The organism is Pelagovum pacificum, assembly GCF_016134045.1.
Lineage (GTDB): Bacteria > Pseudomonadota > Alphaproteobacteria > Rhodobacterales > Rhodobacteraceae > Oceanicola > Oceanicola pacificus_A.
Map to the genome: position 1 here is coordinate 1,551,673 of NZ_CP065915.1, position 24,210 is coordinate 1,575,882.

General features: G+C 67.8%; 27 protein-coding genes. 18 read left to right on the plus strand and 9 right to left on the minus strand.

The genetic code is table 11. The annotated features are described in order from the left end of the window. The first annotated feature begins 29 nt into the window (after window positions 1-29). From I8N54_RS07665 to der, 3 genes are read left to right on the plus strand one after another with little or no spacing between them, the layout of a single operon-like run. The gene (locus I8N54_RS07665; protein ID WP_140193124.1) at window positions 30-698 is read left to right on the plus strand and encodes a hypothetical protein; all 669 of its coding nucleotides are present in this window, start codon (window positions 30-32) and stop codon (window positions 696-698) included. Window positions 699-730: 32 nt separating this feature from the next. Then, window positions 731-2,062, plus strand: coding sequence for an outer membrane protein assembly factor BamB family protein (locus I8N54_RS07670; protein ID WP_140193123.1), 1,332 nt, complete (start codon window positions 731-733; stop codon window positions 2,060-2,062). 49 nt (window positions 2,063-2,111) lie between these two features. Then, window positions 2,112-3,584 carry a ribosome biogenesis GTPase Der gene (gene der, locus I8N54_RS07675; protein WP_140193122.1) on the plus strand — a complete coding sequence of 491 codons (1,473 nt, stop codon included), beginning with the start codon at window positions 2,112-2,114 and terminating at the stop codon, window positions 3,582-3,584. 4 nt (window positions 3,585-3,588) lie between these two features. On the opposite strand, the gene I8N54_RS07680 is transcribed toward der, so the two are convergent. The 3 genes from I8N54_RS07680 to I8N54_RS07690 form a co-directional block, all read right to left on the minus strand. Beyond that, window positions 3,589-4,326, minus strand: coding sequence for a hypothetical protein (locus I8N54_RS07680; RefSeq protein ID WP_140193121.1), 738 nt, complete (start codon window positions 4,324-4,326; stop codon window positions 3,589-3,591). 263 nt (window positions 4,327-4,589) lie between these two features. Beyond that, a complete protein-coding gene (serS, locus tag I8N54_RS07685) occupies window positions 4,590-5,879 on the minus strand; it encodes a serine--tRNA ligase (protein ID WP_140193120.1) in 1,290 nt (429 codons plus the stop codon). Window positions 5,880-5,964: 85 nt separating this feature from the next. Continuing rightward, on the minus strand, window positions 5,965-6,552 hold the full coding sequence (locus I8N54_RS07690) for a TetR/AcrR family transcriptional regulator (protein ID WP_140193119.1): 588 nt from the start codon (window positions 6,550-6,552) through the stop codon (window positions 5,965-5,967). Window positions 6,553-6,638: 86 nt separating this feature from the next. Here I8N54_RS07690 and I8N54_RS07695 point away from each other — a divergent pair, with 86 nt between their 5' ends. From I8N54_RS07695 to I8N54_RS07750, 12 genes are all read left to right on the plus strand, one after another. Next, window positions 6,639-7,094, plus strand: a complete 456-nt coding sequence (locus I8N54_RS07695) for a cupin domain-containing protein (RefSeq protein ID WP_231592417.1) — start codon at window positions 6,639-6,641, stop codon at window positions 7,092-7,094. 260 nt (window positions 7,095-7,354) lie between these two features. Then, window positions 7,355-7,648: a preprotein translocase subunit YajC gene (gene yajC, locus I8N54_RS07700; RefSeq protein ID WP_140193118.1), complete on the plus strand. Its 294-nt coding sequence runs from the start codon at window positions 7,355-7,357 to the stop codon at window positions 7,646-7,648. Next, a complete protein-coding gene (locus I8N54_RS07705; protein ID WP_140193117.1) occupies window positions 7,648-8,286 on the plus strand; it encodes a SecDF P1 head subdomain-containing protein in 639 nt (212 codons plus the stop codon). Before yajC ends, I8N54_RS07705 begins: the two co-directional genes overlap by 1 nt. Before the next feature lie 109 nt (window positions 8,287-8,395). After that, window positions 8,396-10,057 carry a protein translocase subunit SecD gene (gene secD / locus I8N54_RS07710; RefSeq protein ID WP_140193116.1) on the plus strand — a complete coding sequence of 554 codons (1,662 nt, stop codon included), beginning with the start codon at window positions 8,396-8,398 and terminating at the stop codon, window positions 10,055-10,057. 3 nt (window positions 10,058-10,060) lie between these two features. Further along, window positions 10,061-11,044, plus strand: coding sequence for a protein translocase subunit SecF (secF, locus tag I8N54_RS07715; RefSeq protein WP_140193115.1), 984 nt, complete (start codon window positions 10,061-10,063; stop codon window positions 11,042-11,044). Between the two features lie 80 nt (window positions 11,045-11,124). Then, window positions 11,125-11,844: a sulfite exporter TauE/SafE family protein gene (locus I8N54_RS07720; RefSeq protein WP_140193114.1), complete on the plus strand. Its 720-nt coding sequence runs from the start codon at window positions 11,125-11,127 to the stop codon at window positions 11,842-11,844. A gap of 20 nt (window positions 11,845-11,864) precedes the next feature. Beyond that, window positions 11,865-12,218, plus strand: coding sequence for an Mth938-like domain-containing protein (locus I8N54_RS07725; protein ID WP_140193113.1), 354 nt, complete (start codon window positions 11,865-11,867; stop codon window positions 12,216-12,218). Between the two features lie 99 nt (window positions 12,219-12,317). Beyond that, window positions 12,318-12,929 (plus strand): heme ABC exporter ATP-binding protein CcmA, encoded by a 612-nt coding sequence (gene ccmA / locus I8N54_RS07730; RefSeq protein WP_140193112.1) that lies wholly within the window; start codon window positions 12,318-12,320, stop codon window positions 12,927-12,929. After that, entirely contained in the window at window positions 12,926-13,582 is a 657-nt protein-coding gene (ccmB, locus tag I8N54_RS07735; protein WP_140193111.1) for a heme exporter protein CcmB, read from the plus strand. The genes ccmA and ccmB overlap by 4 nt, the downstream gene beginning before the upstream one ends. A gap of 41 nt (window positions 13,583-13,623) precedes the next feature. Further along, window positions 13,624-14,370 carry a heme ABC transporter permease CcmC gene (ccmC, locus tag I8N54_RS07740; protein ID WP_140193110.1) on the plus strand — a complete coding sequence of 249 codons (747 nt, stop codon included), beginning with the start codon at window positions 13,624-13,626 and terminating at the stop codon, window positions 14,368-14,370. Further along, a complete protein-coding gene (ccmD, locus tag I8N54_RS07745; protein ID WP_140193109.1) occupies window positions 14,370-14,516 on the plus strand; it encodes a heme exporter protein CcmD in 147 nt (48 codons plus the stop codon). The genes ccmC and ccmD overlap by 1 nt, the downstream gene beginning before the upstream one ends. After that, complete coding sequence (locus I8N54_RS07750) at window positions 14,509-15,042, plus strand: DsbE family thiol:disulfide interchange protein (RefSeq protein WP_140193108.1); 534 nt, start codon at window positions 14,509-14,511, stop codon at window positions 15,040-15,042. Before ccmD ends, I8N54_RS07750 begins: the two co-directional genes overlap by 8 nt. 2 nt (window positions 15,043-15,044) lie before the next feature. Here the strand turns inward: I8N54_RS07750 and I8N54_RS07755 are convergent, their stop codons facing one another. Further along, window positions 15,045-15,476, minus strand: coding sequence for a hypothetical protein (locus I8N54_RS07755; protein WP_140193107.1), 432 nt, complete (start codon window positions 15,474-15,476; stop codon window positions 15,045-15,047). Between the two features lie 152 nt (window positions 15,477-15,628). On the opposite strand from I8N54_RS07755, the gene I8N54_RS07760 reads away from it, so the two are divergent. After that, window positions 15,629-16,459, plus strand: coding sequence for a cytochrome c (locus I8N54_RS07760; RefSeq protein WP_231592415.1), 831 nt, complete (start codon window positions 15,629-15,631; stop codon window positions 16,457-16,459). Window positions 16,460-16,462: 3 nt separating this feature from the next. Here I8N54_RS07760 and I8N54_RS07765 read toward each other — a convergent pair whose 3' ends face one another. Both I8N54_RS07765 and I8N54_RS07770 read right to left on the minus strand, forming a co-directional pair. Beyond that, complete coding sequence (locus I8N54_RS07765) at window positions 16,463-17,146, minus strand: DUF4336 domain-containing protein (RefSeq protein WP_232790450.1); 684 nt, start codon at window positions 17,144-17,146, stop codon at window positions 16,463-16,465. 13 nt (window positions 17,147-17,159) lie between these two features. After that, window positions 17,160-18,101: a glycoside hydrolase family protein gene (locus I8N54_RS07770; protein WP_140193105.1), complete on the minus strand. Its 942-nt coding sequence runs from the start codon at window positions 18,099-18,101 to the stop codon at window positions 17,160-17,162. 68 nt (window positions 18,102-18,169) lie between these two features. On the opposite strand from I8N54_RS07770, the gene I8N54_RS07775 reads away from it, so the two are divergent. Beyond that, the gene (locus I8N54_RS07775; protein WP_140193104.1) at window positions 18,170-18,649 is read left to right on the plus strand and encodes a GFA family protein; all 480 of its coding nucleotides are present in this window, start codon (window positions 18,170-18,172) and stop codon (window positions 18,647-18,649) included. Here the strand turns inward: I8N54_RS07775 and I8N54_RS07780 are convergent. Next, window positions 18,646-19,065 (minus strand): PPC domain-containing DNA-binding protein, encoded by a 420-nt coding sequence (locus I8N54_RS07780; protein ID WP_197097463.1) that lies wholly within the window; start codon window positions 19,063-19,065, stop codon window positions 18,646-18,648. The two genes, I8N54_RS07775 and I8N54_RS07780, sit on opposite strands and share 4 nt — an antisense overlap. A gap of 282 nt (window positions 19,066-19,347) precedes the next feature. Beyond that, entirely contained in the window at window positions 19,348-22,125 is a 2,778-nt protein-coding gene (gene acnA / locus I8N54_RS07785; RefSeq protein ID WP_140193103.1) for an aconitate hydratase AcnA, read from the minus strand. A 223-nt stretch (window positions 22,126-22,348) separates the two neighbouring features. On the opposite strand from acnA, the gene I8N54_RS07790 reads away from it, so the two are divergent. Then, the gene (locus tag I8N54_RS07790) at window positions 22,349-23,047 is read left to right on the plus strand and encodes a DUF1223 domain-containing protein (protein WP_197097462.1); all 699 of its coding nucleotides are present in this window, start codon (window positions 22,349-22,351) and stop codon (window positions 23,045-23,047) included. Window positions 23,048-23,192: 145 nt separating this feature from the next. Here the strand turns inward: I8N54_RS07790 and I8N54_RS07795 are convergent, their stop codons facing one another. Next, on the minus strand, window positions 23,193-24,059 hold the full coding sequence (locus I8N54_RS07795; RefSeq protein ID WP_140193102.1) for a helix-turn-helix domain-containing protein: 867 nt from the start codon (window positions 24,057-24,059) through the stop codon (window positions 23,193-23,195). Window positions 24,060-24,210 lie beyond the last annotated feature (151 nt).

The following is a 24,210-nucleotide window of genomic DNA, read 5'->3' on the forward strand; positions in this document are numbered from 1 at the left end:
CGGCCGTGATGCGGCGTCGGGGAGGCTTTGTGAGCAACAACGACAGTTTTGTTGAAGAAGTGAGCGAGGCCGTTCGTCGGGACCGCCTGTTCGCCACCTTCAGAAAGTACGGCTGGATCGCCGGCCTCGTGGTGATCGCGATCGTCGGCGGTGCCGCATGGTCGGAATACACCAAGGCCCGCGACGCGGCCGAGGCCGAAGCGCTCGGCGATGCGCTGCTCGTTGCGAACGAGGCCGACGACGCCGAGGAACGCGCCGCCGCGCTGACCCAGGTCGAGGCCGACGGCGGTGCCCGTGCCGTGGCCGGAATGCTGTCCGCCGGCGCCCTGGAAGAGGCCGGCGATGCTGCGGCTGCAGCGCAACTGCTGCGCGACCTGTCGAGTGCCGCCGACGTTCCGCCGCTCTACCGCGATCTCGCCGCGCTCAAGGCCGTGATGGTCGACCCCGACATGCCGCCCGAAGAGAAGGTGAACGCGCTCGACAGCCTCGCCCAGCCGGGTGCGCCGTTCCAGCTTCTGGCGAAGGAACAGCAGGCCTACGCGCAGGTCGCCGCCGGTGACCGCGAGACGGCGCTCGGCACGCTCCGCTCGATCGTCGACGATGCCGGCGTTTCGCAGGGCTTGCGCGACCGGGCCCAGACGTTGATTGTGGCGCTCGGAGGAGATGTCACCGACGGTGGCGCCGCTCCGGAAGAATGACGAACGAGAGGCTACAGGCAGTGGTGCGGGGCATGACCAAGTTGAACGGCCGGACCCTACTGGTCGCACTGACGCTGCTGGCGGCCTGCGGTGAGCCGGACGTCCGGCTCCCGGGGGAACGGATCGGACTTCGCTCGTTCAATGGCGGGGCGGACCCGGTCACCTACTCTGAATCGCAGCCGAACACGTCGCGGCCGATCTCTCTGCCCGCGTCCCGGCTGAACGCCGACTGGACCCACCGGGGCGGCAGCGCGAGCCATCTGCTTCAGCATCCCTCGCTCGGCGGCAACCTGTCGCTGGCCTTCCGCACCGACATCGGGTCCGGCAATTCGCGCCGCGCCCGGATCACCGCCGACCCGGTTGTGGGCGACGGGCGGGTCTTCACCTTCGACTCCAACACGCAGGTCAGCGCGGTCTCGACCGCCGGCGCGCCGCTCTGGACGGTGTCGGTGCGTCGTCCGCTGGACCGCGCCTCCGACGCATCGGGCGGCGGCCTCGCCTACGGCGGGGGCATGGTCTACGTCACCACCGGTTTCGGAGAGTTGATCGCGCTCGACGCCGCGACGGGCGGAGTGGCCTGGCGCCAGGACCTCGACGCCTACGGCGGTGCCGCGCCGACCGTGTCGGGCGATCTTGTCTTCGTCTCCGCGCGTGACGGCCGGGCCTGGGCGGTGGAGCGCTCCAACGGGCGCGTGCGCTGGACCATGCCGGCCACCCCCGCAGCGCAGGGCTACGGCGGCGGCTCCGGTATCGCGGTCTCGAACGGCGTGGCGGTCATGCCGTTCCCGAGCGGCGAAGTCACCGCGGCCTTCCAGCAGGGCGGCATCCGCCGCTGGACCTCTTTCGTCGCGGGCCAGCGCACGACGCGCGCGCTGTCGGCCAACATCGACATCTCCGGCGATCCGGTGATCTCGGGCGACCGCGTCTACGTCGGCAACGCGTCGGGGCAGACCGTCGCGCTCGACCTCGCGACGGGGGACGAGATCTGGTCCGCCCGTCACGGCGCGCAATCGCCGGTGATCCCGGTCGGCGGCTCGGTCTTCCTCGTCAACGACCTGAACCAGCTCGTCCGCCTCGACGCGGCGACCGGTGCGTTGATCTGGCGGACCCAGATGCCCGACCTCGCGCAGCGCAACGGCCTGTTCCGCACCCGCACTGCGAGCTTCGCGCATTACGGCCCGGTGATGGCCGGTGGCCGGTTGATCGTCGCCTCCTCTGACGGGCAACTGCGGCAGTTCGATCCGCGCTCCGGTCAGCTGCTCGGCGCGGTCGCGCTGCCGGGTGGTGCGGCGACGAACCCCGCCGTGGCGGGGGGCATCCTCTACGTGGTCAACCGGGACGGCGAACTTCTCGCTTTCCGTTGAAGGCGATCGGGTGTATCGGGCCGGGTTCCAAACCCGCTAGAGTCCATCCATGAGCTTTACCCTCGCCATCGTCGGCCGGCCCAACGTCGGAAAGTCCACCCTGTTCAACCGTCTCGTCGGGCGGCGGCTGGCGCTCGTCGACGACCAGCCCGGCGTGACCCGCGACCTGCGGGAGGGCGAGGCACGGCTCGGCGACCTGCGCTTCACCGTGATCGACACGGCGGGGCTTGAGGATGCGACCGACGACAGCCTGCAGGGCCGGATGCGTAGGCTGACCGAGCGCGCGGTGGAGATGGCGGACATCTGCCTCTTCGTCATCGACGCGCGGGTCGGAGTGACTCCGGTCGATGAAATCTTCGCCGAGATCCTTCGTAAGAAGAGCGCGCACGTCATTCTCGCCGCGAACAAGGCCGAAGGCCGCGCCGCAGAAGCGGGCCTGTTCGAGGCCTATTCGCTCGGCCTCGGCGAGCCGCTCGCGATCTCCGCCGAACACGGCGAGGGAATGAGCGACCTGCTCTCCGTCCTGATGCCGCTGGCGAGCGAGCATGAAGAGCGCGCCGAGACCGATGCGCCGGTGATCGACGTCGATGTCTTCGAGGACGACGAGGACGGCGCGTCCGCGCCCGACTGGCGACCGTCGCAGACCCGGCCGCTTCAGGTCGCCGTGGTCGGTCGGCCGAATGCGGGTAAGTCGACGCTCATCAACAAGATCCTCGGCTACGACCGGCTTCTGACCGGGCCGGAGGCGGGGATCACCCGCGATTCGATATCCCTGTCGCTCGACTGGGACGGCACGCCCGTCCGGTTGTTCGACACGGCGGGCATGCGCAAGCGCGCCCGGGTGCAGGACAAGCTCGAGAAGCTGTCAGTCGCCGACGGTCTGCGCGCGGTGAAGTTCGCCGAAGTTGTCGTCGTTCTGCTCGATGTCGAGATCCCGTTCGAGCAGCAGGACCTCCGCATTGCCGACCTCGCCGAGCGCGAAGGCCGCGCGGTGGTGGTCGCGGTGAACAAGTGGGACCTCGAGAACGAGAAGCAGGACAAGCTGCGCGAGCTGCGGGAAGAGTTCGAGCGCCTGCTGCCGCAGCTGCGTGGCGCGCCTCTGGTGACGGTGTCCGCCAAGACGGGCCGTGGCCTAGACCGGCTGCACGATGCCGTGGTGCGCGCGCACGAAGTCTGGAACCGCCGGGTGCCGACCGCCGCGCTGAACCGCTGGCTGGCCGAGATGGTCACCGCGCACCCGCCGCCCGCGCCGGGCGGCCGCCGGATCAAGCTGCGCTACGCAACGCAGGCGAAGACCCGTCCGCCGGGGTTCGTCGTCATGTGCTCCTATCCAGACAAGGTGCCGGAGAGCTATTCCCGCTACCTCGTGAACGGCCTGCGTGAGGACTTCGACATGCCGGGCACGCCGATCCGGCTGCACATGCGGTCACAGTCCGACAAGAACCCCTACAAGGGCAAGAAGAAGTCGATCCCCTCGCGCCTGCGCAAGCACCTCGACAAGCCGTCCTTCAAGGACAAGTGACGGCTCAGCCTTCGCGGCGTGCCAACAGGCGCGTCGCGAGCGGACGCAGGATCAGCGCGGCGATCAGCAGGATGCCGAGCAGCGCCAGCGTCGCGATGCCCGGGCTCGCGCCGGCCGGGGCGTTCTTCACCATGATGCCTGTCAGCGCCCAGATCACCGCGATGCCGTAGGCCGGGCTGACCTGCGGGCGGCTCTGCACCGCCGCTGCGACCAGCAATGCGAGCGGCAGGCAGACCCAGGCCCAGCCGGTCGGTCCCAGCACAAGTCCGTAACCAGCCGCTGTCGCGCCGAGCGAGACGAAGCTCGCCGCCGTCAGCCAGCCCGCAAACAGGCCGACCGGGTGGCGCAGCGTCCAGCGATCGAAGATCGGCGTCCGCAACAGCGCCGCGATCGCACCGCCCGCCATCAGGAATATCATCACGGTGGCGAGCAACGCACTTTCGTTCGCGACCGCGAGCCACGGCACGCCGACGGCGAGCGCGATGAGGAGGGGGCCGCGCACCTTCTCCCACTCCGGATCGTCGCCGCGCGACTTCAGACCGAACGCGGCGGACACGATGAGCCAGAGGTAGATGATGCCCCAGATCGAGAACGCCCATCCGGCGGGCTGGATCGGAGGCGAGTCCTGCGGTACGGGCAACTGATTGCCGTCGTAGCCCTGGAATGGCTCGGTGACGAAGGGAGCCGCCGCGAAAGCGACGGCAAGAAGCAGGGTGGCCCAGGCCGTGATGGTGCGTCTCATGTTGTGAATACGCACGAGACGGCAGTTCGGTTCACCCGGATTGCGAGCAAGCGAGATGTTTCGCGCGCGAAACTGATGAACGCGTGTCCGGTAGCGGGCAGTGGCGCATCCGAGGGCGCTCGGGATGTCGATGAAGTCCGGGGCGTTACGCGGAAAGCGCGGAATCAACGCCGCAGGCCGCCGCACCATCGCCGGGCCGCGCCCCATCGACGGCGCGGCTCAGCGCGGGGAGGGGCGGACATTGCGGTCCGCCCGACCCGATCTCAGACCAGCTCACCCTCGGGCGTCACCTTGGTGCGGCCGCCGAGGTAGGGGTGCAGCGCGGAGGGCAGGGTGACGGAGCCGTCCTCCTCCTGACCGTTCTCCAGCACCGCGATCAGCGCGCGACCCACGGCGAGGCCGGAGCCGTTCAGCGTGTGCACGAACTGCGGCTTGCCGTCGCCGTCCCGATAGCGGGCGTTCATCCGCCGGGCCTGGTAGTCGCCGGCGACGGAGACCGAGCTGATCTCGCGGTAGCGGTCCTGACCGGGGAGCCAGACCTCGATGTCGTGGGTCTTCCGCATCCCCGCGCCGAGATCGCCGGTGCAGAGCACCACGGTCCGGTAGGGCAGGCCGAGACGCTCCAGCACCGCTTCGGCGCAGGAGGTCATGCGCTCATGCTCGGCGGCGCTGTCCTCGGGCTTGGTGATGGAAACCATCTCGACCTTCTCGAACTGGTGCTGGCGCAGCATTCCGGAAGTGTCGCGTCCGGCGCTGCCGGCTTCGGAGCGGAAGCACTGGGTGTGGCTCGTCATCCGGATCGGCAGCTGGTCGGCTTCCAGCATCTCTCCGTTCACGACATTGGTGAGCGTGACTTCGGAGGTCGGGATCAGCCACCAGCCGTTGGTGGTCTGGTAGCTGTCCTCGCCGAACTTGGGCAGTTGTCCGGTCCCGTACATCATCTCCTCGCGGACGAGCACGGGCGTGATCATCTCGGTCAGGCCGTGCTCCGTCGTGTGCAAGTCCAGCATGAACTGGGCGAGCGCGCGGTGGAGGCGGGCCATCGCGCCGCGCATGACGACGAAGCGGCTGCCTGAGAGCTTGGCCGCGGTCTCGAAATCGAGGCCGCTGGTCGCGGCGGGGATCTCGTAGTGCTCGAGCGGGGTGAAGGAGAAGTTGCGCGGGCTGCCGACCTTGCGGATCTCGACGTTGTCGTCCTCGTCCTTGCCGTCGGGGACCTCGTCGTAGGGCAGGTTCGGGATGCCCATGAGCAGGTCATGAAGCTTCGCATCCTCGGCCTTGGCGTCGTCGTTCAGCTTGGCGATTTCGGCCTTCTTGGTCGCGACTTCGGCGCGGAGTTTCTGGAACTCCTCCTCGTTGCCGGCGGCCTTTGCGGCACCGATCGCCTTGGCGGCGGTATTGGCGGCGGCCTGCGCGGTCTCGGCCGCCTGGATCTTGGTGCGGCGGCTCTCGTCGAGGACCAGGATCTCGGAGGAGACCGGCGCGAGTCCCCGGCGGGAGAGGGCGGCGTCGAAGGCGGCCGGGTTCTCTCGGATAGCGCGGATGTCGTGCATGGGTCTCTTCCCTCTGCTGGTGGTTCGGGCGCGGTATGCCCGATCCTCGCGGTAGGGAAAAGAGGGCGGCGACGCGTCGCGTCCGTCAGGTTGCGGGAGGCAGGAAACGGTCGATCAGCGCACCTGCGATATCGTCGGCGGCGATGCGTGCGGCCTGACGGTCGGCGAGCGCGATGTCGTAGAGCGCGATCATCGCCTCGATCCCGGTGCCGACGGTGAGCGCGTTGACCAGCCGCTCCGCCGTCGCGTCGTCGAGCGGATCGCCGGCCTCGGACAGGGCACGTCTGTACATGACCACCCGGCGCGCGCCGCGGCGAGTCGGCAAGGTGGACTTGTCGGGCTGCCACGCGGCGAGGTTCAGCGACAGGTATTGCCGGAAGGTCGGCTCGTGCTCGACCGCGAGGTCGAAGAAATAGCCGCTGATCGCCATCAACCGGCTGCGCAGGTCCTCGGCGCCCGCGACGACCTCTTCATAGTCGAGCACGGACAGGTCGAGCACCGCTTCGGCGGTCAGGACCGCCGGGTCACTGAAGTAGCGATAGGCGGTCGCACGGGAAATCCCGTGCACTTCGGCCGCCGCGACAACGGTCACCGTCTCTCCACGAGCGAGGAGTTGACGGGCACCGTCGAGGATCGCGTGGCGGGTCCGATCTTTCTGAGCTGCGCGGGCCATCCTATCCTTTATGAGACGCTTGTCTTATTATGAAAATGGTGTATCACGATGAGACATTGATTATCAATACTTCCCGGAGTCCTCAGATGTCGGATCGACCCCGCACTTTCAACGTTCTCAATATCCTCATGAAATTCCATGCCTTTCCGGGCGACTCGATGAACAAGTTCTGCCTTGTCGAAGCGCTCGTGCCGGTCGGGGCGGGCGCGCCGCCGAACCACCACGCCGGTGAGACGGAGGCCTTTTACGTCCTCGACGGCCAGATCGGCTTCATGGTCGAGGGTGAGGAGATCCTCGCCGGGCCGGGCGACTATGTCGCGATCCCCGACGGTGCGGTCCATGCCTTCCAGGCGGTCGGTGACGGGCCGGCGCGTATCCTGATCCTGAACGCGCCGGGTCACATGCACGAGACCTTCTTCACCGGGATCGGCACGGAGCTGCTGGACGGGCAGACCACCTTGCCGGAGCCTGCCGCGCCCGACATCCCGATGGTCATGGCGAAGGCGCAGGAGTCCGGCATGACCATGGTCGTGCCCGCCTGACCTCTCTCTGAACGATCCTTCGTGGCCGGCCCCCTATTGCGGGACCGCCGGCCACGGAGCGGGGCCTTCGGGTCTCCGGCTGCGGTCCGGTCCCGGTATTCTTGCGGGTGCCGGGCCGTTCGCTTTCGCCGTCCGACAATGTTGCAAAACCCCACCGAAGCGGGGCGGCGCGACGCCGGTGCAGTTGCGTCCCGGCGACTCTATGTCCATATGGCCTCCCAACCGGGGCGGTGCCCCGCAACGCACAGGTAGGAGTTCCCATGGAAGGTGGCGCAATCGCCCAGTTCATTCCGCTGATCCTGATCTTCGCGATCATGTATTTTCTGCTGATCCGTCCCCAGCAGAAGAAGCTGAAGCAGCACCAGTCGATGGTCGCCGCGCTGCGTCGCGGGGACCAGGTCGTCACGCAGGGCGGTCTGATCGGCAAGGTCAGCAAGGTGAAGGACGACAACGAGATCGAAGTCGAACTCGCCGCGGGTGTCATCGTGCGCGTCGTACGTTCCACCATCAGCCAGGTCGTCAACAAGACCGAGCCGGTGAAGGAAAAGGCCTGATGCGCCTGCTGCCACTCGTCCTTCTGATATTGACGGGTGGCAGTCCGGCAGCGGCGCAGGAGGATGGGGCCTGTGGCGTCCGGCTCCGCGCCACGGTCGATGTCGGGGTCATGCAGTCGATGCGCGTCGGACGGATCCTCGCCGACCGGAGCGATCCCGTCGGCGGTGTCGTCGACCTCGTTTCGGCGGGGACGTTCGACATCCACTTGCGCGATGTCACGGACTTCGATGCGGCGGCACAGTCAGATCTGTTCCGGCCGGCGCTCGGGCAGATTTTCCTGATGGATGGTGACGCGCGGGTCGAGCCGCCGCTGGCGGAGGGCCTCGTCGTCACCGATGCGCGTCCGAAGATGGACGGGGCGGGCCGGCCTGCGGTGTCGCTGAAGTTCGACACCCTCTCCGCAGAACGGATCAACCGGGTCACGTCGGAAAATATCGGACAGCTGCTCGCCTTCGTGATCGACGGTGAGGAGGTCGCGACGGCGACGGTGCTCGAGGCGGTCGGCGACACCATTCTGCTGAGCGGCAATTTCACCGACGCCGAAGTGGCGGAGAAGGTGGCGACGATCGGCTATGGCTCCCTGCCGGACGCGATCGAGGTCGAAACCGTGGAGGCCACGGGAACCCCATGCGACTGATCCCGGCAGGCCTGCGGCAATCGGCGCCCCCCGCATCGGACTTGCTGCTGGCGTCCGGCGTGGTAGAGCCGTGGCGCTGCGGATCGCGGGACGACTAGAAGGACAAGAGATGCTGAACATCCCTCTGTGGCGGAAGGTGCTGGTGTGGCTCATCGTGGCTGCCGGTCTCCTGCTCGCGCTGCCGAACCTGTTCTATTCACGTGTTGAGATGTCGAACGACGCCGAGGCGGTGATCGCGTCGGGTGAGTCGAACGACGAGTTGATGGCCGCCGCCGGTCAGTGGCCCTCGTGGCTGCCGGACGGGCTGGTGAACCTCGGCCTCGACCTTCGCGGCGGTGCGCATCTTGTCGCACGCGTCGAGGTCGCCGACGTCTACGAAAGCCGGATGGACTCGCTCTGGCCGGAAGTGCGCGATGCGCTGGCCGCAGAGCGGGACACGATCGGCTTCGTCACCCGCGAGGAATCCGCCCCCGATCAGCTGGTGGTCCGCATCTCCGAGGCGGACGGCGCGAGCCGGGCGCTTGAAGTGGTGCGCGGGCTGGCACGGCCCGTCGCGTCGATCTCCGGCGCGGGGCAGATGGACATCGCGGTGTCCGCCGACGGCCCCGTCCTGACGATCGGCCTGACCGAGGCGGAACGCGTCGCGATGGACGACCGCACGGTTCGCCAGTCGCTCGAGATCGTGCGCCGGCGGATCGACGAGGTCGGCACCCGCGAGCCGTCGATCCAGCGGCAGGGCGACCAGCGTATCCTGATCCAGGTGCCGGGCGTCGGCTCCGCGCAGGAACTCAAGGACATCATCGGCACGACCGCGCAGCTGACCTTCAGCGCCGTGGTCGGCACCGCGTCGAGCGCCGACGAGAACCCCGGCGCCGGCAACGAGATCGTGCCCTTCCGGGACGAGCCGGGACGCTTCCTCGTGATCGAGACGGCGCCCGTCGTCTCGGGCGAGGATCTCGTCGATGCGCAGCCGACGTTCGATCAGAACAACCGTCCCGCCGTCAGCTTCCGTTTCGATCCGACCGGGGCGCGCCGCTTCGGCGACTACACGTCGGAGCATGTGGGCGAACCCTTCGCGATCATCCTCGACGACGAGGTGATCTCCGCCCCCAACATCAACGAGCCGATCCGGGGCGGCAGCGGTATCATCACCGGCAACTTCACGGTGGAGAGTTCGACCGACCTCGCGGTTCTGCTGCGCGCCGGTGCGCTGCCGGCGGAGCTGACGTTCCTCGAGGAGCGGACGATCGGGCCGGAACTCGGGCAGGACAGCATCGACGCGGGCACGATCGCCTGTATCGTCGCCTTCGCGGGCGTCATGATCTTCATGGTGCTGAGTTACGGCCTGTTCGGGCTGTTCGCCGACATCGCGCTGCTCGTGAACGTCGGGCTGATCTTCGGCCTTCTGTCGATGATCGGCGCGACGCTGACGCTGCCCGGCATCGCGGGGATCGTGCTGACGATCGGCATGGCGGTCGATGCCAACGTCCTTGTCTTCGAGCGGATACGCGAGGAGCTGAAGACGGCGCGCGGGCCAAGCCGGGCGATCTCGCTCGGCTACGAGAAGGCGCTGTCGGCCATCATCGACGCCAACATCACAACGTTCATCACGGCGGTGATCCTGTTCGCCATCGGCTCCGGTCCGGTGCGCGGCTTCGCGATCACCCTCGGCCTCGGCATCCTGACGTCGGTCTTCACCGCGATCTTCGTGACGCGGATCCTGATCGTCACCTGGTTCGACCGCCGCCGTCCGAAAACGATCGAGGTCTGAGACATGCGACTGCGACTGGTACCCGAGACGACCAACTGGGATTTCTTCGGCCGCATCACGCTGTGGCTCGGCATCTCCGGGTTCATGCTGATTCTCGCCCTGGCCTCCTTCGGCATCCGCGGGCTGAACTACGGCATCGACTTCGCCGGCGGCACGACGATCCGTACCGAAAGCAGCGAGCCGGTGGATGTCGGCGCCTACCGTGAGGCGCTGGCGCCGCTCGACCTGGGCGACGTGACGATCACCGAAGTGTTCGATCCGACCTTCGGGGAAGACCGCAACGTCGCCTCCCTGTCGATCCAGGCGCAGGACGGGCAGGAAGCCGTGTCGGGCGAGACGATCGCGGCGGTGCAGGCTGCACTGACCGAGCTGAGCCCCGACATCACGTTCCCGAGCGTCGAGTCGGTCGGCCCGACCGTGTCGGGCGAGCTGATCCAGACGGCGGCCCTCGCCGTGATGCTCGCGATCGGGGCGGTGCTGATCTACATCTGGCTGCGGTTCGAGTGGCAGTTCGCGCTCGGCGCCGTGGTCGCGCTGGTCCATGACGTGGTTCTGACGCTCGGCGTCTTCTCGGAAGTGGGCATCCGTTTCGACCTCGCCATCATCGCGGCGCTGCTGACGATCGTCGGCTATTCGCTGAACGACACCGTGGTCGTGTTCGACCGGGTGCGCGAGAACCTGCGGCGCTACAAGAAGCGGCCGCTGAAGGAAGTGCTCAACCTGTCGATCAACGAGACGCTGAGCCGGACCTTCATGACCTCGTTCACGACGCTGCTGGCCCTGATCGCGCTTTATATCCTGGGCGGGGATGTGATCCGGGGCTTCGTGTTCGCGATGATCTGGGGCGTCGTGGTCGGGACCTACTCGTCGATCTTCGTCGCCTCGGCGCTGCTGCTGAAGCTCGGCGTGAAGCGCGACTGGTCGAAGCCCGAAGCGGGGCAGGCGCAGGGCCCGGCGGGCACGCAGTTCAAGAGTTCCGACAGCTGATGCCGGGAGAGCGGATTTTCGACGAAAATCCGGGGGCCGCTTCGGCGGCCCTTCTATTTTTCGGCGAAAAATAGGCTCCCGTGGAGCCGTATCTCCTGGGACTTGCGGCGCTTGTCGCCGGCACCGTCCGGGGCTTCAGCGGCTTCGGCACCGCGATGATCTACCTGCCGGTCGCGGGCCGCTTCCTCGACCCGTTCGAGGCGATCACCACGCTGATGCTGATGGACCTCGTCGGGCCGCTGCCCGGCATCCCGGCCGCCCTGAAACATGCCCATCGGGCCGACCTCGGGCGGCTGCTGATCGGGCTGCTGGTCGGCATGCCAGTGGGCTTCGCCGTCCTGCTCGTCGCGTCGCCCGACCTGTTCCGTACGCTGGTTTCGGGCATCACGCTGATCCTGCTGGTCTTCCTGGTCTCGGGCGTGCGCTATCGGGGCACGCTCGGCGCGGGTGGTATCTTCGGCACCGGGGTCGCCTCGGGGCTGCTTGGCGGGGTGGCGGGGCTGTTCGGCCCGCCGGTGATCCTCGTCTACATGGCGCGCCCACTGAGCCCGGCGGTGATCCGCGCCAATGTCCTGATCTTCCTGATGCTGGCCGATGTCAGCCTGATCGCGCTCTATGCCGGGACGGGCGAGATCGTCGGCGGCGCGGTGGTCACCGGGGTGCTGTTGATGATACCCAACCTCGTGGGCAACTGGATCGGCGGACGGCTCTTTGACGAGCGGCGGGAGCGGCTCTACCGTCTGGTCTCCTACTCCATCATCGCGGCCTCGGCGATCGCCGGGCTGCCCTTCTTGCGATAGAGGCCGGGGAGGCCGGAGCGATGCGCCTGAACGAGATCACCTTCAACGACGCGCTGCCGATCGATGGCTATGGTCCGGGGTTCTTCCGGATCGGCGACGAAGCGGTCGAGGGGCCGTTGACCGTCTCGCCCTCGGGCGTCGGCGCTTGGGGCGGCTATGACGACGCGGAGGCGCTGCTGGCGCTGGCGGGGGCCGTGGACGTGCTGTTCGTCGGGACGGGTCCGGAGATCGCGCATTTGCCGGCCGGCTTGCGGGGCAAGCTCGAGGATGCGGGGCTCGGTGTCGAGGTCATGGCCTCGCCGGCCGCCTGCCGGACCTACAACGTCCTTCTGGCCGAGGGCCGGCGGGTCGCGGCCGCGCTGCTGCCGGTCTAGCGCCCGTGTCCGGCGTGGTGTCGGAGTATTTCTGGCCAGATGAGGCGAGCAGGGCGCGCCCCATTCCCACCGTGCGCGGGGTAGAGTAGGCCTTTGGCGATGTTGAGCGTTCGTGAACTGACCGTGGCGCGCGGGGGCGTGCCGGTGCTGGACGGGGTGAGCCTGTCGCTTGCGCCCGGTGAGGCGCTGGTGCTGCGCGGCCCGAACGGGATCGGCAAGACGACCCTTCTGCGCACGATCGCAGGGCTTCAGCCGGCGGTCGCGGGCGAGGTCGAGATTGCCGGCGAGGCGGCCTACGCGAGTCACGCCGACGGGATCAAGGCGCAGCTCACCGTTGCGGAGAACCTGGCGTTCTGGGCGTCCGTCCATGGCGGCACGGTCAGCGACTCGCTGTTCGAGGATTTCGACCTGATCGAGTTGCGGGACCGACTGGCGGGGACGCTTTCGGCCGGCCAGAAGCGGCGGGCCGGGCTGGCGCGGCTCGGGCTCGTGGGGCGGCAGCTGTTGCTGCTGGACGAGCCGACGGTATCGCTCGACCGGCAGTCGGTGGCCCTGTTCGCGCGGTTCCTGAAGGAGCGGCACCTGGCCGGGGGCGGGGCGGCGCTGATCGCGACGCATATCGACCTGGGTCTCGATGCGCCGGAGCTTGATCTGACGCCCTTCGCGGCAAAGCCGGATGCGGCCGGCGGCACGGACGAGGCGTTCCTGTGATCGCGCTGCTCGTGCGGGACCTGCGGCTTGCCGTGCGCGCGGGTGGCGGGTTCGGGCTTGGCCTCGCGTTCTTCCTGATCCTCGTCGTGCTGGTTCCCTTCGGTGTGGGGGCGGAGGTCGGCGTGCTGCGGGCCATCGCCCCGGGTATCCTGTGGGTGGGGGCCTTGCTGGCATCGCTCCTGTCGCTCGACCGGATCTTCGCGCTCGACTGGGAGGACGGGGCGTTGCCGCTGATCGCGACCTCGCCCTTGCCGCTGGAGGGGGTGGCGCTGGTCAAGGCACTGGCGCACTGGCTGACGACGGGGCTGCCGCTGACGCTGGTGGCGCCGGTGTTGGGCGTGCTGCTGAATCTCGCGCCCTCCGCCTACGGCTGGCTGGTCCTCGCGCTCGCCATTGGTACGCCGGCGCTGTCGGTGATCGGGACCTTCGGGGCGGCGCTCACCGTTGGCCTGAAGCGGGGTGGCTTGCTGCTCTCGCTGCTGGTGCTGCCGCTTTACGTACCGACGCTGATCTACGGGGCGGAGGCGGTCCGGCGCGGGGCCGAGGGGCAGGGGGGTGGTGCGGCGCTCGCGCTGCTCGCCGCGATCACGCTGGGGTCGGTGGCGCTGTTGCCCTTCGCGTCGGCTGCGGCATTGCGCGTCAACCTTCGGTGAAACCATTGAGGGCGCTCGCGGGCGCCGTTAAGAGATCCTCCATGTCGCTGTGGGATTATGCCAACCCGAAGAAGTTCGTCGAGACGACGACTCCGCTGCTGCCGTGGATCGGTGGCGCGGCGGTCGGGCTTGTCGTGCTCAGCCTCGTCTGGGGCTTCTTCTTCACGCCGGAGGCGGAGCGGTTCGGCTCCACGGTGAAGATCCTCTATGTCCACGTGCCGAGCGCGCTGATGGCGATCAACGCGTGGCTGATGATGCTGGTCGCCTCGCTGATCTGGCTGGTGCGCCGCCACCACGTGAGTGCGCTCGCCGCCAAGGCCGCCGCGCCGGTCGGGGTGGCGATGACGGTCATCGCGCTGGCGACCGGGGCGATCTGGGGGCAACCGACATGGGGCACCTGGTGGGTGTGGGACCCGCGGCTGACCTCGTTCCTGATCCTGTTCCTGTTCTACCTCGGCTACATCGCCCTCTGGGAAGCGATCGAGGACCCGGACGCCGCCGCCGATCTGACGTCGGTGCTCTGCATGGTCGGCTCGGTCTTCGCGATCCTGAGCCGCTATGCCGTGCGCTTCTGGAACCAGGGGCTGCACCAGGGGACGTCGGTGCCGATGGCGACTGGCGGGCGGACGGTGTCGGACGTCTATTTCGTGCCGCTGCTGCTGGCGATGGCAGGCTTCGTCCTGCTGTTCGTCTGGCTGGTTCTGCTGCGCACGACGGCTGAAATCCGGGTGCGCCGGACGAGCGCACTGGCGACCCGTGCCCGACGTGCGGCGGAGGCGCGGAGCTGATGGTGAACCTTGGCAATTACGCGGGCGAAGTGCTGTCGGCCTACGGGGTGACGATCCTTGTCCTCGCCGTGTTGATCGGCCTCTCAGTGCGCAAGTCCCGCAAGGCGCGGGCGGCACTCGACGCGGTGGAGCGGCAGAATGGCTAGGATCAGACCCCTGATGATCGCGCCGCCGGTGATCTTCGCCGCGCTGGCTGGGCTCTTCGCCGCGGGGATGTACCGCGACAATCCCGACGAGCTGCCCTCGACCCTGATCGACCGACCGGTTCCGGACCTCGAGGGCGTGCAGCTTGCGTCTTACCCGACGTTCTCGTCCTCCGACCTGGCCGACGGAGAGGTGAAGATCGTGAACTTCTTCGCCTCATGGTGTCCGCCGTGCCGCGCTGAACATCCGGCGCTGATGGAGCTGTCGGAGGAAGGGGTGCCGGTCTACGGCGTCAACAAGTCCGACCCGGAGGACAACGCGCTCGCCTTCATCGAGGAGATGGGCAATCCCTACCGCGCGATCGCGGTGGACCGGAACGGTCGCGACTCGATCGACTGGGGCGTGGTCGCGCTGCCGGAGACCTTCGTGGTCGATGGCGACGGGGTGATCGTGCTGAAGTTCTCCGGCCCGATCCACGGCGTGATGGACACGATCATCCGACCGGCACTGGCCGAAGCGGCGGAGTAGCCTCACTCCATCGCGGTGTGAGTCGTGCGCACCCAGATTTCCCGACCATCGGCGATGACACGAACGCAGCCTTCGCTCGACGGGGCGCAGCTGCTGCGGGGACGCGGCGCCTCAGGCGCCGACATGGGCTGCGAGGGCACGAGCGCGGTCAGCCGTGAGACGGCGCTGTCCGCCTCACCGGAGAGCGCGAGGCTGGTCAAAAGGATCCCGATGCCAAGCACCATGGTGACGAGCCCGCCGTGATTGCGCGTCTTGCGCGGTGCCCGGTCGAGCCGGGTCATGACCAGCACGAAGATCGCACGTCCGCCGAAAATCAGCGTGGAGAGGAGCAAGACCTTCGGCAAGACGCCCGAGGTCAGCACGCCGAGCAGCGCCCCGATCCGGTCGAACAGGTCGAAGACAACCGCCAGCAGCGAAGAGAAGAGCTGTCCCATGTGTGCACCCATTACCTGACACCGCGATCAGTCAGAGCGGCCGAACGCGGCCAAAACGGGGCAATCTGCGGTTGCGGCCCGCCTCCGTCAAATCCGTTGCCGGATCACAACGCCGTGGTAAGTTGACGCGGGGTAAAATGGGAGGTGTCGAAATGAGTCGCCTGATGATCGGGGTGCTCGCCCTGAGCGCGGCACCGGTTCTGGCGGAGCCGTCGCTCGAACGAGGGACGTACCTCGTCGAGGGGCCGGCAGCCTGCGGAAACTGCCACACGCCGCTCGGGCCGGACGGGCCGATGATGGAGATGTCGCTCGGCGGGCGGGTGGTGGAGGACAGTGCGGCCTTCACCGCCATCGCCGACAACATCACGCCCGGTGGCGCCGTGGCGGACTGGACGGACGAGGAGTTCGTCCGCGCGATCCGCGAGGGAATCAGGCCGGACGGGTCGGTGATCGGGCCGCCGATGCCGATCGCGTTGTATCGGGGGCTTTCGGACGACGACGTGATGTCGATGGTGCTCTACCTGCGCGGAGTGCCGGCGGTCGACAATGACCCGGGTGAGAGTACCTACAACATCCCGCTGCCGCCGGCCTACGGCCCGCCGATCGAAAGCGTGGCCCATCCCGAGGACGGCGTGACCGAGGCCTACGGCGCATACTTGGCAGGACCGGTGGCGCATTGCCTCGAATGTCACACGACGATGGGCGAGATGGGGCCGATGTTCGACACGCACCTCGGCGCCGGCGGCCTCGAGTTCCACGGGCCTTGGGGCGTCTCCGTGGCGTCCAACATCACGCCGTCAGGGGACGGGATCGCGGGCTATAGCGACGAGGAACTGGCCGCGATGATCACGCAGGGCGTGCGACCGGATGGCGGTCCGATGTACCCGCCGATGCCCTACGCCAACTTCGCACGCATGACAGAGGACGACCTTGCCGCCGTGATCCTCTACTTGCGCTCGATGCCGCCGCTGCCCGATCCGTGAGGGTCAGTAGCGCAGCCAGCCGAAGGCGCGGCTGACGAAGTGCGCGGCGTCCTTGATGACGGGGTCGCCGTGCGCCATCAGCACTTGCCGGACCGGCCATGCGGCGATCCGGCCGATGTCCTGTCGCGCCTGCCGCTTGTTGGTGAAGGCGACCCCGAACTTCCGCGGCACGGTCGCCTCGGGCTCCAGCATCCGGTCGAGCCGAGCGATCAGCCGGCGCGGCCCGGTGAAGTGATCGGGCGGGAAGTTCTGCACGAGGTCGGTGAAAATCAGGGTGCCGCTGGCGCGGTGGAAGAAGACCACTTCCTCCGTAAGGACGTTGCCGCGCACGATGACCTGATCGATCTGGCCGGCCCATTCGGGATGCGGTTCGGGGCCGAGGTCCGCCTCGAAGGCGATGTCGGCCCGTTTGCGGCGCAGGCCCGGCGCGGCGTGAAGCGTCGCTTCGGGGTAGGCGGCCTGCCACTCCGGCAGCGCGAGGTGATGCAGGGAGTTCGGCGCGATTACGTGGGCGACCGGGCCGAGCCCGTCCACCGCGCGGCGCAGTTCTTCCGTCAGGGCGACCGGCGACCAGGCCCAGAGCGATCCGTTCCGGAGCCTGACAAGGGCCATCCGTGTCGGGTAGCGAAAGCCCATCGACTCGACCTGGGGTCCGTCGATGGTCCAGATGTCCGTGCCGAACGCCACTAGCACCTTGGCCTCACGCCGCCTCTGTCAGCGGGAAGGGCGCGACGTCGCGGTCCGCCCGCAAGTGGCCGTCCTCGACCCAGAGCTTCGCGACATGGATCACCGTCCGGCGCTCCTGCCCGGTCTCGGGGATGGGTTTCGCGGCCTCGTCCCATTCGGGGTGCGTGAAGTAGAACAGCGCGGCCTGGTCGCCCGTGACGACGACATCGGCGTGCCGCGCGAAGGAGCGGTCCATCGGGTCGGTGCCCGGTTCCGACAGGATCAGGCCCTGCCGCTCCCACCGCTCCATGTCGGCGGAGCGGTAGACGGCAAGCCCGCGCCATTCGTCGGTAATGAGCCAATGATGCCCGCCGAGCGTGAAGACGTTCGGCCCCTCGTGGGGCGGCGCGTCGGGGGAGCCGGGAATCACGATCCCTTCCATCTTCCAGTCGTAGAGGTCGGGGCTGATCGCCGACCATGTCGAGGATCCCCGTTCCTCGTCCTTGTACCACATGCGCCACGCGCCGGAGGGCAGGCGGGCGACGCAGGCGTCGATCACGTTCGGCTCCTGCAGGGGCAGCACCGATTGCCGCGTCCACGTCCGCAGATCGGGCGAGGTGAAGTGGGTGATGGTGCGATAGACGCCCTCGAAGCTATCGGGCGCGCCGGCGTAATAGGTGAGGTACATGTGATACTCGCCCTCCGCGCGGATGACCTCGGGCGCCCAGTGGGTGTTGAGGCCGTCGTCGCCGGGCAGGTCGAGCCCCTCGACGGTGCCGGCATACATCCACTCGACCCCGTCGCTGGAGATGGCGATGCCGATGGGCGAACCGCAGATCCAGCCCCAGCCCGGGCCGCCGAGGTGGGCGCGGCGGTTGGTGTAGAACATCCACCACTCGCCGGTGTCCTCGTTGCGGATCACGGTGGGGTCGGCGGCCCCGTCCTGAACTGGGTCGATGAAGATCGGTGCTGACATGAGTGTCCTCCTTGCCGGCACTATGGGTCAGACTAGCTCCGCTGTCCAAGCCGTCCGAGGAGGTCTTCATGCCCGTCACCCTGTCCGGAAGCTGTCGCTGCGGCGCGGTGTCCTTCACCGTAGCGAGCCATGCGCCCGTGCCGTACCAGCGCTGCTACTGCTCCATCTGTCGCAAGACCGGCGGCGGCGGGGGCTATGCCGTGAACATCTCCGCCATCAGCGATACGCTCTCGGTCGAGGGTGAGGCGGCGCTCGGCACCTATCGGGCCGAGATCGAAGGCGAGGTCAGCAAGGGCGAGCGGCGCTATTGCACGCGGTGCGCGACGGCGCTCTGGCTGTTCGATCCGCGCTGGCCGGAGCTGCTGCACCCCTTCGCCTCGGCGATCGACAGCGCGTTGCCGGTGCCGCCGTCGCTCGTCCACCTGATGCTGGACTTCAAGCCGGACTGGGTCATCGCCGAGGTCGGCCCTGAAGGCGAGACCTACGCCCGTTACCCGGAGAAGAGCCTCGAAGCGTGGCATCGCGAGAAGGGGCTCTGGGTCGACTAGGGCCGATCCGGGAAAACCAGTTCCTTCCACCCGGTGACCGGGTCGGTCTCTCGCGCGAATCGGGTGGTGTCGGAGAGGGCGAGCACGAGTTCCGCGGTCGTGCGCACCGGGGAGCCGCGAAGCAGGTGCCCGCCGCGCATCACCCCATTCGGCCCGGCGACGGAGAGATGAAGGTGCGGCCCGTCCGGGGACAGCGTGCCCGACAGCGACAGGATTTCGAGCGGCCCGGCGACCTCGCTCGCGCCATCCAGCGAGGCGTAGCGCAGTGCAGCATTGGTCAGGCTGCCAACGGCGGCGGCGACGAAACCCGAGCGCGCGCCGGCGGCTTCGAATGCCGCTTCGATCCCGCCACGCAGGTCCTCACCCGGCATCAGCCGAAGAGCGACGTGGCGCAGTTCCGTCATCTCGATCGGCATGATCCCTCCCATGATTGGCGCCGATCTCGCGCGCGAGGCCCTCGGGCAATAAGCGCCTGTCTCGGCATTCATTAACCTTAACGCTCCCCAGGCTCATCTGGCCGAAAATACCTCCGGGGGTGAACGGGCCGCAGGCCCGGAGGGGGCAGCGCCCCCTGCGCCTCGCCAAATCGCGATGCGGCCAGGTTCAGCGCTCAGGCAACAGATTCACACCGCACAAAAAAGAACCGCCCGCCCCGAAGGGGGCGAGCGGCCTTGTCAGCTTGCGCCGATGGCGTCCGGTCAGGCGGCCGCGCCGGCGAGGTTGCGCAGCACGTAGTGCAGGACGCCGCCATGTTCGACATACTCGACCTCGATCGCGGTATCGATCCGGCACTTCAGCGTGATCTCCTTGGTGGAGCCGTCGCCGTAGGTGATCGTCGCGAGCACCTCGGCCAGCGGCTTCACCGTGTCGAGGCCGGAGATCGAGACCGTCTCGTCACCCTTCAGGCCGAGCGAGGTCCGGTCGTCGCCGCCGGTGAACTCGAACGGGATGACGCCCATGCCGACGAGGTTGGAGCGGTGAATGCGCTCGAAGCTCTCGGCGATGACGGCCTTCACGCCGAGCAGGTTGGTGCCCTTGGCCGCCCAGTCACGGGAAGAGCCGGCGCCGTACTGTTCGCCGCCGAAGACGACGAGGGGCGTGCCTTCCTTCTGGTAGGCCATGGCCGCGTCGAAGATCGAGGTCTGCTCGCCGTCGGGGCCGAGCGTGTAGCCACCTTCGACCCCGTCCAGCATCTCGTTCTTGATGCGGATGTTGGCGAAGGTGCCGCGCATCATCACCTCGTGGTTGCCGCGGCGCGAGCCGTAGGAGTTGAACTCCCGCAACGGCACCTGGCGGTCGATGAGGTACTTGCCGGCCGGCGTGCTGTCCTTGAACGACCCGGCGGGCGAGATGTGGTCGGTCGTCACCATGTCGCCGAGGATCGCGAGGATGCGCGCGCCCTCGATGTTGGTGATCTCGCCCGGCTCCTTGTCCATGCCCTGGAAGTAGGGCGGGTTCTGGACGTAGGTGGAGGAGGGCGGCCAGTCGTAGGTTTCGCTGTCGGTCGTCTCGACCTCCTGCCACTTCTCGTCGCCCTTGAAGACGTCGGCGTACTTCTCCTGGAAGGCGGAGCGGGTGACGGTCTTCTCGACCAGCTCGGCGATCTCGGCCTGGCTCGGCCAGATGTCCTTCAGGTAGACGTCCTTGCCGTCCTTGTCCTGACCGATCGGGTCGGCCCAGATGTCGACATTCATGTCGCCGACAAGCGCGTAGGCGACGACCAGCGGCGGCGAGGCGAGGTAGTTCGCCCGCACGTCGGGGCTGATCCGGCCCTCGAAGTTGCGGTTGCCCGACAGCACCGACACGCCGATCAGGTCATTGTCGTTGATGCACTTGCTGATCTCCGGCGCCAGCGGGCCGGAGTTGCCGATGCAGGTGGTGCAGCCATAACCGACGAGGTTGAAGCCAATCGCGTCGAGATCGTCCTGCAGGTTCGCCGCCTCGAGGTAGGAGGTCACGACCTGCGACCCCGGCGCGAGCGACGTCTTCACCCACGGCTTGCGGTTCAGGCCGAGCTCACGCGCCTTCCGCGCCACGAGGCCGGCGCCGATCATCACGTAGGGGTTCGACGTGTTGGTGCAGGAGGTGATCGAGGCGATCACGATCGAGCCGTCGTGCATCTGGTAGCTGCCGTCCTCGGTCGAGACGTAGCCGCGCTTGTGGTGGCCTTCGTCGCCGGGGATGTCGACCGGCTCGGGCTGGCCGCCTTCGCCTTCCCAGCGGCCCTCGGCCTTCTCGGTGGCGTCCTTGCCCTCGCGCTGGCCCTTCACGTAGGTGCTGAAGGCCGTGGCGGCCTCGGACAGCGCGATGTGGTCCTGCGGGCGTTTCGGGCCGGAGATCGCGGGGACGACGTCGGCCATGTCGAGCTCGAGCGTGTCGGTGTAGACCGGCTCGTAGCCCGGGTCGCGCCACATGCCGTTCTCCTTGGCATAGGCTTCGACCAGCGCGATGCGGTCCTTGTCGCGGCCCGTCAGCTCGAGGTACTTCAACGTCTCGTCGTCGATCGGGAAGAAGCCGCAGGTGGCGCCGTATTCGGGGGCCATGTTGCCGATGGTCGCACGGTCGGCGAGCGGCACGTTGTCGAGCCCGTCGCCGTAGAATTCGACGAACTTGCCGACCACGCCCTTCTTGCGCAGCATCTCCACGACCTTGAGCACGAGGTCGGTGGCGGTGGTGCCTTCCTTCATCGCGCCGGTCAGCTTGAAGCCGATGACTTCTGGGATCAGCATCGAGATCGGCTGGCCGAGCATGGCGGCCTCCGCCTCGATCCCGCCGACGCCCCAGCCGAGCACGGCAAGGCCGTTGACCATCGTGGTGTGGCTGTCGGTGCCGACGAGCGTGTCGGGGTAGGCGACCTCTTCCCCGTTCTGGTCCTTGTCGGTCCAGACGGTCTGGGCAAGGTACTCGAGGTTGACCTGGTGGCAGATGCCGGTGCCCGGCGGCACGACGCGGAAGTTGTTGAACGCCTTCTGGCCCCACTTGAGGAAGGTGTAGCGTTCGATGTTGCGCTCGTACTCGCGGTCGACGTTCATCTGGAACGCGCGCGGGTTGCCGAACTCGTCGATCATGACGGAGTGGTCGATGACGAGGTCGACCGGGTTCAGCGGGTTGATCTGCTGGGCGTCACCGCCGAGCGCGACGATCCCGTCGCGCATCGCGGCCAGGTCGACGACGGCGGGAACGCCAGTAAAGTCCTGCATCAGCACGCGGGCCGGGCGGTAGGCGATCTCGCGCGGGTTCTTGCCGCCCTTTTCCGCCCATTCCGCGAAGGCCTTGATGTCGTCGGTCGTGACGGTCTTGCCGTCCTCGAACCGGAGCATGTTTTCCAGCACCACCTTCAGCGAGGCGGGCAGGCGGGAGAAGTCGCCGAGCCCGGCGGCCTCGGCCGCGGGGATCGAATAGTAGGCGACGGACGCGCCCCCGGCGCTCAGCGTCTTGCGGGTTCCGGAGCTGTCGTGGCCGACGGTGATGGGCATGGGAAGCCTCCTGTCAAAGGACGGGTGAAGGTTGTCACTCCTCTGCCAAAGCTAGGGCGCGCAATCAAGAGGCAATTGTATACCATTGCACACAATCGGGTGCTCGCCCGCTCCTCGCCGGCCGGGATGGCGGCATTGTCACTGTCACAACTTCTCCCGCAACCTTGATTGGCAGCTTGGCAGGCCGTGGGCTACGACTTCTTGGGGTCAAGACGAGGTTTCCATGCGACTGCTTTCACCGGCGATGATGCTTGCGGCATTTTTGAGCGCTCCCGCTGCGCAGGCGGACGATTCCCCGGTGGTGGTGGAGCTGTTCACCAGCCAGGGCTGTTCGTCCTGTCCGCCCGCCGACAGCACGCTGAAGGAGCTCTCGACGCGCCATGACGTGCTCGCGCTGGCGCTGCACGTGGACTACTGGGATTATATCGGCTGGACGGACGAGTTCGCCGATCCCGCCTATACGCTGCGCCAGAAAAACTACGCGATCGCCGCGGGCGAGCGGATGATCTACACGCCGCAGATGATCATCGGCGGCGTCGATCACGTGATCGGCAACCGCCCGATGGAAGTGATGGACCGGATTTCGGCCCATTCCGACCGTGACAGCGGGGTCGAGGTCTCGATGCGCCCCGAGGGAGACGAGATCCTCGTGCTGGTGGCAGGGCAGATGTCCGGCGACCGTCCGCTTCTGGTGCAACTGGTCCGTTTCCGCCCGGAGGAGACGGTCGACATCGAACGCGGTGAGAACGCGGGCCATACCTACAGCTACGCCAATATCGTCACCTCCTGGGAGGTCATCGGCAGCTGGAACGGCCACGACCGGTTCGAAGCGCGCGTCCCGCGCGGCGACACGCCGGCCGCGGTGATCGTCCAGCAGGAAGGGCCTGGACAGGTCGTCGCCGCCGCGAAGCTTGGTGACTGAGCCGCGACTCCCGCAGCGTCATCTGGACTCAAATACCTCTCGGGGGTGAATAGGCCGCAGGCCCAGAGGGGGCAGACAGCCCCCTGACACCGCCCGACCGGAGGGAGGGCTCCCGAAGCGCACCGCAGGTGCTCCGCCGGATCCGTCAGGCCAGCCGCCCGCCGCGCAGTTCCGCCCGGAAGGTTCGCGGCGTCTTGCCGGTCAGTTCCCGGAACGCATCGTACAGCCGCGTCATGGAGCCGTAGCCGGCCATATGCGCGACCTCCGCCGGGCCGAGGTCGGTTTCCGCCAGAAGCCGCATGGCCAGGCCGAGCCTCTGACGGCGGATATATTCCGCGATTCCGAAGCCGAGCACCTTGCGGAACGCCGCCCTTGCGGTGGTCGGGTGCAGACCGCTCGCCGCCGCGACCTCGCCGACCGTGATCGCCCGGCCGAGGTTGTCGTTCACGAAGGCCGTCATGCGCTCCACGTGCCAGACGCTCCGCGGTCCCGCGCCGCGCGCGCCGGTGGGGGAGGCCGGGGCGGTCACCGTCTGGAACGACATCCGCCGCAGCCGCAGCAGGATCTCGTCGCGCCAGATCAGGTGCATCGCCGCCGGCACCTTCGTCCAGTCCGACACCATCTCCGCCATCCGTGCCTCGTCGCTCGGGTCGGCTGCCTCGGCCTGCAGGAGCTCGCCGCGCAGCACGGCGGAGCGGAAGCCGGGCGCCAGCGGCAGCGACAGGAAGAGGTTCACGGGGACGTAGGCACAGAACAGGCGCTGGCTCGGCTCCACGGTCACGACCTGATGATGGATCGCCGCCCAGAACACCGCGAGCCGTCCGGCACGCAATTCCACCCGCCGGCCGCCGATCAGGTAGTCCATCCGCCCCTCGGGCAGCAGGTTCACTTCGACATGGTCGTGCCAATGGGGCAGGGGCATCGCGTCGGCGAGGTGGGATTCGACGAAGAAGGCCGTGCTCGGCATGTCGTCGTCGACATCCTGCGGCATGTGGATCTGGAAATCGTTCATCGGCCCCGAAACGCTCGTTTTCCGGAATAGTCTGACGCAACCGCGGAAAACTTTCTAGGATCCAATGGGCATCGCCCCGGCTAGAGTGATCTCAGCCAGGGCGGGCAAGGCCGGCGAACAGGCCATCCGCTTCGGGGTTTCGCTTACTCAG

Bases quoted from the DNA above. Each gene is read 5' to 3' on its own strand.
- I8N54_RS07670 (WP_140193123.1), top strand. From the start codon at position 731: ATGACCAAGTTGAACGGCCGGACCCTACTGGTCGCACTGACGCTGCTG.
- der (WP_140193122.1), top strand. From the start codon at position 2,112: ATGAGCTTTACCCTCGCCATCGTCGGCCGGCCCAACGTCGGAAAGTCC.
- I8N54_RS07680 (WP_140193121.1), bottom strand. From the start codon at position 4,326: ATGAGACGCACCATCACGGCCTGGGCCACCCTGCTTCTTGCCGTCGCT.
- serS (WP_140193120.1), bottom strand. From the start codon at position 5,879: ATGCACGACATCCGCGCTATCCGAGAGAACCCGGCCGCCTTCGACGCC.
- I8N54_RS07690 (WP_140193119.1), bottom strand. From the start codon at position 6,552: ATGGCCCGCGCAGCTCAGAAAGATCGGACCCGCCACGCGATCCTCGAC.
- I8N54_RS07695 (WP_231592417.1), top strand. From the start codon at position 6,639: ATGTCGGATCGACCCCGCACTTTCAACGTTCTCAATATCCTCATGAAA.
- yajC (WP_140193118.1), top strand. From the start codon at position 7,355: ATGGAAGGTGGCGCAATCGCCCAGTTCATTCCGCTGATCCTGATCTTC.
- I8N54_RS07705 (WP_140193117.1), top strand. From the start codon at position 7,648: ATGCGCCTGCTGCCACTCGTCCTTCTGATATTGACGGGTGGCAGTCCG.
- secD (WP_140193116.1), top strand. From the start codon at position 8,396: ATGCTGAACATCCCTCTGTGGCGGAAGGTGCTGGTGTGGCTCATCGTG.
- secF (WP_140193115.1), top strand. From the start codon at position 10,061: ATGCGACTGCGACTGGTACCCGAGACGACCAACTGGGATTTCTTCGGC.
- I8N54_RS07725 (WP_140193113.1), top strand. From the start codon at position 11,865: ATGCGCCTGAACGAGATCACCTTCAACGACGCGCTGCCGATCGATGGC.
- ccmA (WP_140193112.1), top strand. From the start codon at position 12,318: ATGTTGAGCGTTCGTGAACTGACCGTGGCGCGCGGGGGCGTGCCGGTG.
- ccmC (WP_140193110.1), top strand. From the start codon at position 13,624: ATGTCGCTGTGGGATTATGCCAACCCGAAGAAGTTCGTCGAGACGACG.
- ccmD (WP_140193109.1), top strand. From the start codon at position 14,370: ATGGTGAACCTTGGCAATTACGCGGGCGAAGTGCTGTCGGCCTACGGG.
- I8N54_RS07750 (WP_140193108.1), top strand. From the start codon at position 14,509: ATGGCTAGGATCAGACCCCTGATGATCGCGCCGCCGGTGATCTTCGCC.
- I8N54_RS07755 (WP_140193107.1), bottom strand. From the start codon at position 15,476: ATGGGACAGCTCTTCTCTTCGCTGCTGGCGGTTGTCTTCGACCTGTTC.
- I8N54_RS07760 (WP_231592415.1), top strand. From the start codon at position 15,629: ATGAGTCGCCTGATGATCGGGGTGCTCGCCCTGAGCGCGGCACCGGTT.
- I8N54_RS07770 (WP_140193105.1), bottom strand. From the start codon at position 18,101: ATGTCAGCACCGATCTTCATCGACCCAGTTCAGGACGGGGCCGCCGAC.
- I8N54_RS07775 (WP_140193104.1), top strand. From the start codon at position 18,170: ATGCCCGTCACCCTGTCCGGAAGCTGTCGCTGCGGCGCGGTGTCCTTC.
- I8N54_RS07780 (WP_197097463.1), bottom strand. From the start codon at position 19,065: ATGCCGATCGAGATGACGGAACTGCGCCACGTCGCTCTTCGGCTGATG.
- acnA (WP_140193103.1), bottom strand. From the start codon at position 22,125: ATGCCCATCACCGTCGGCCACGACAGCTCCGGAACCCGCAAGACGCTG.
- I8N54_RS07790 (WP_197097462.1), top strand. From the start codon at position 22,349: ATGCGACTGCTTTCACCGGCGATGATGCTTGCGGCATTTTTGAGCGCT.
- I8N54_RS07795 (WP_140193102.1), bottom strand. From the start codon at position 24,059: ATGAACGATTTCCAGATCCACATGCCGCAGGATGTCGACGACGACATG.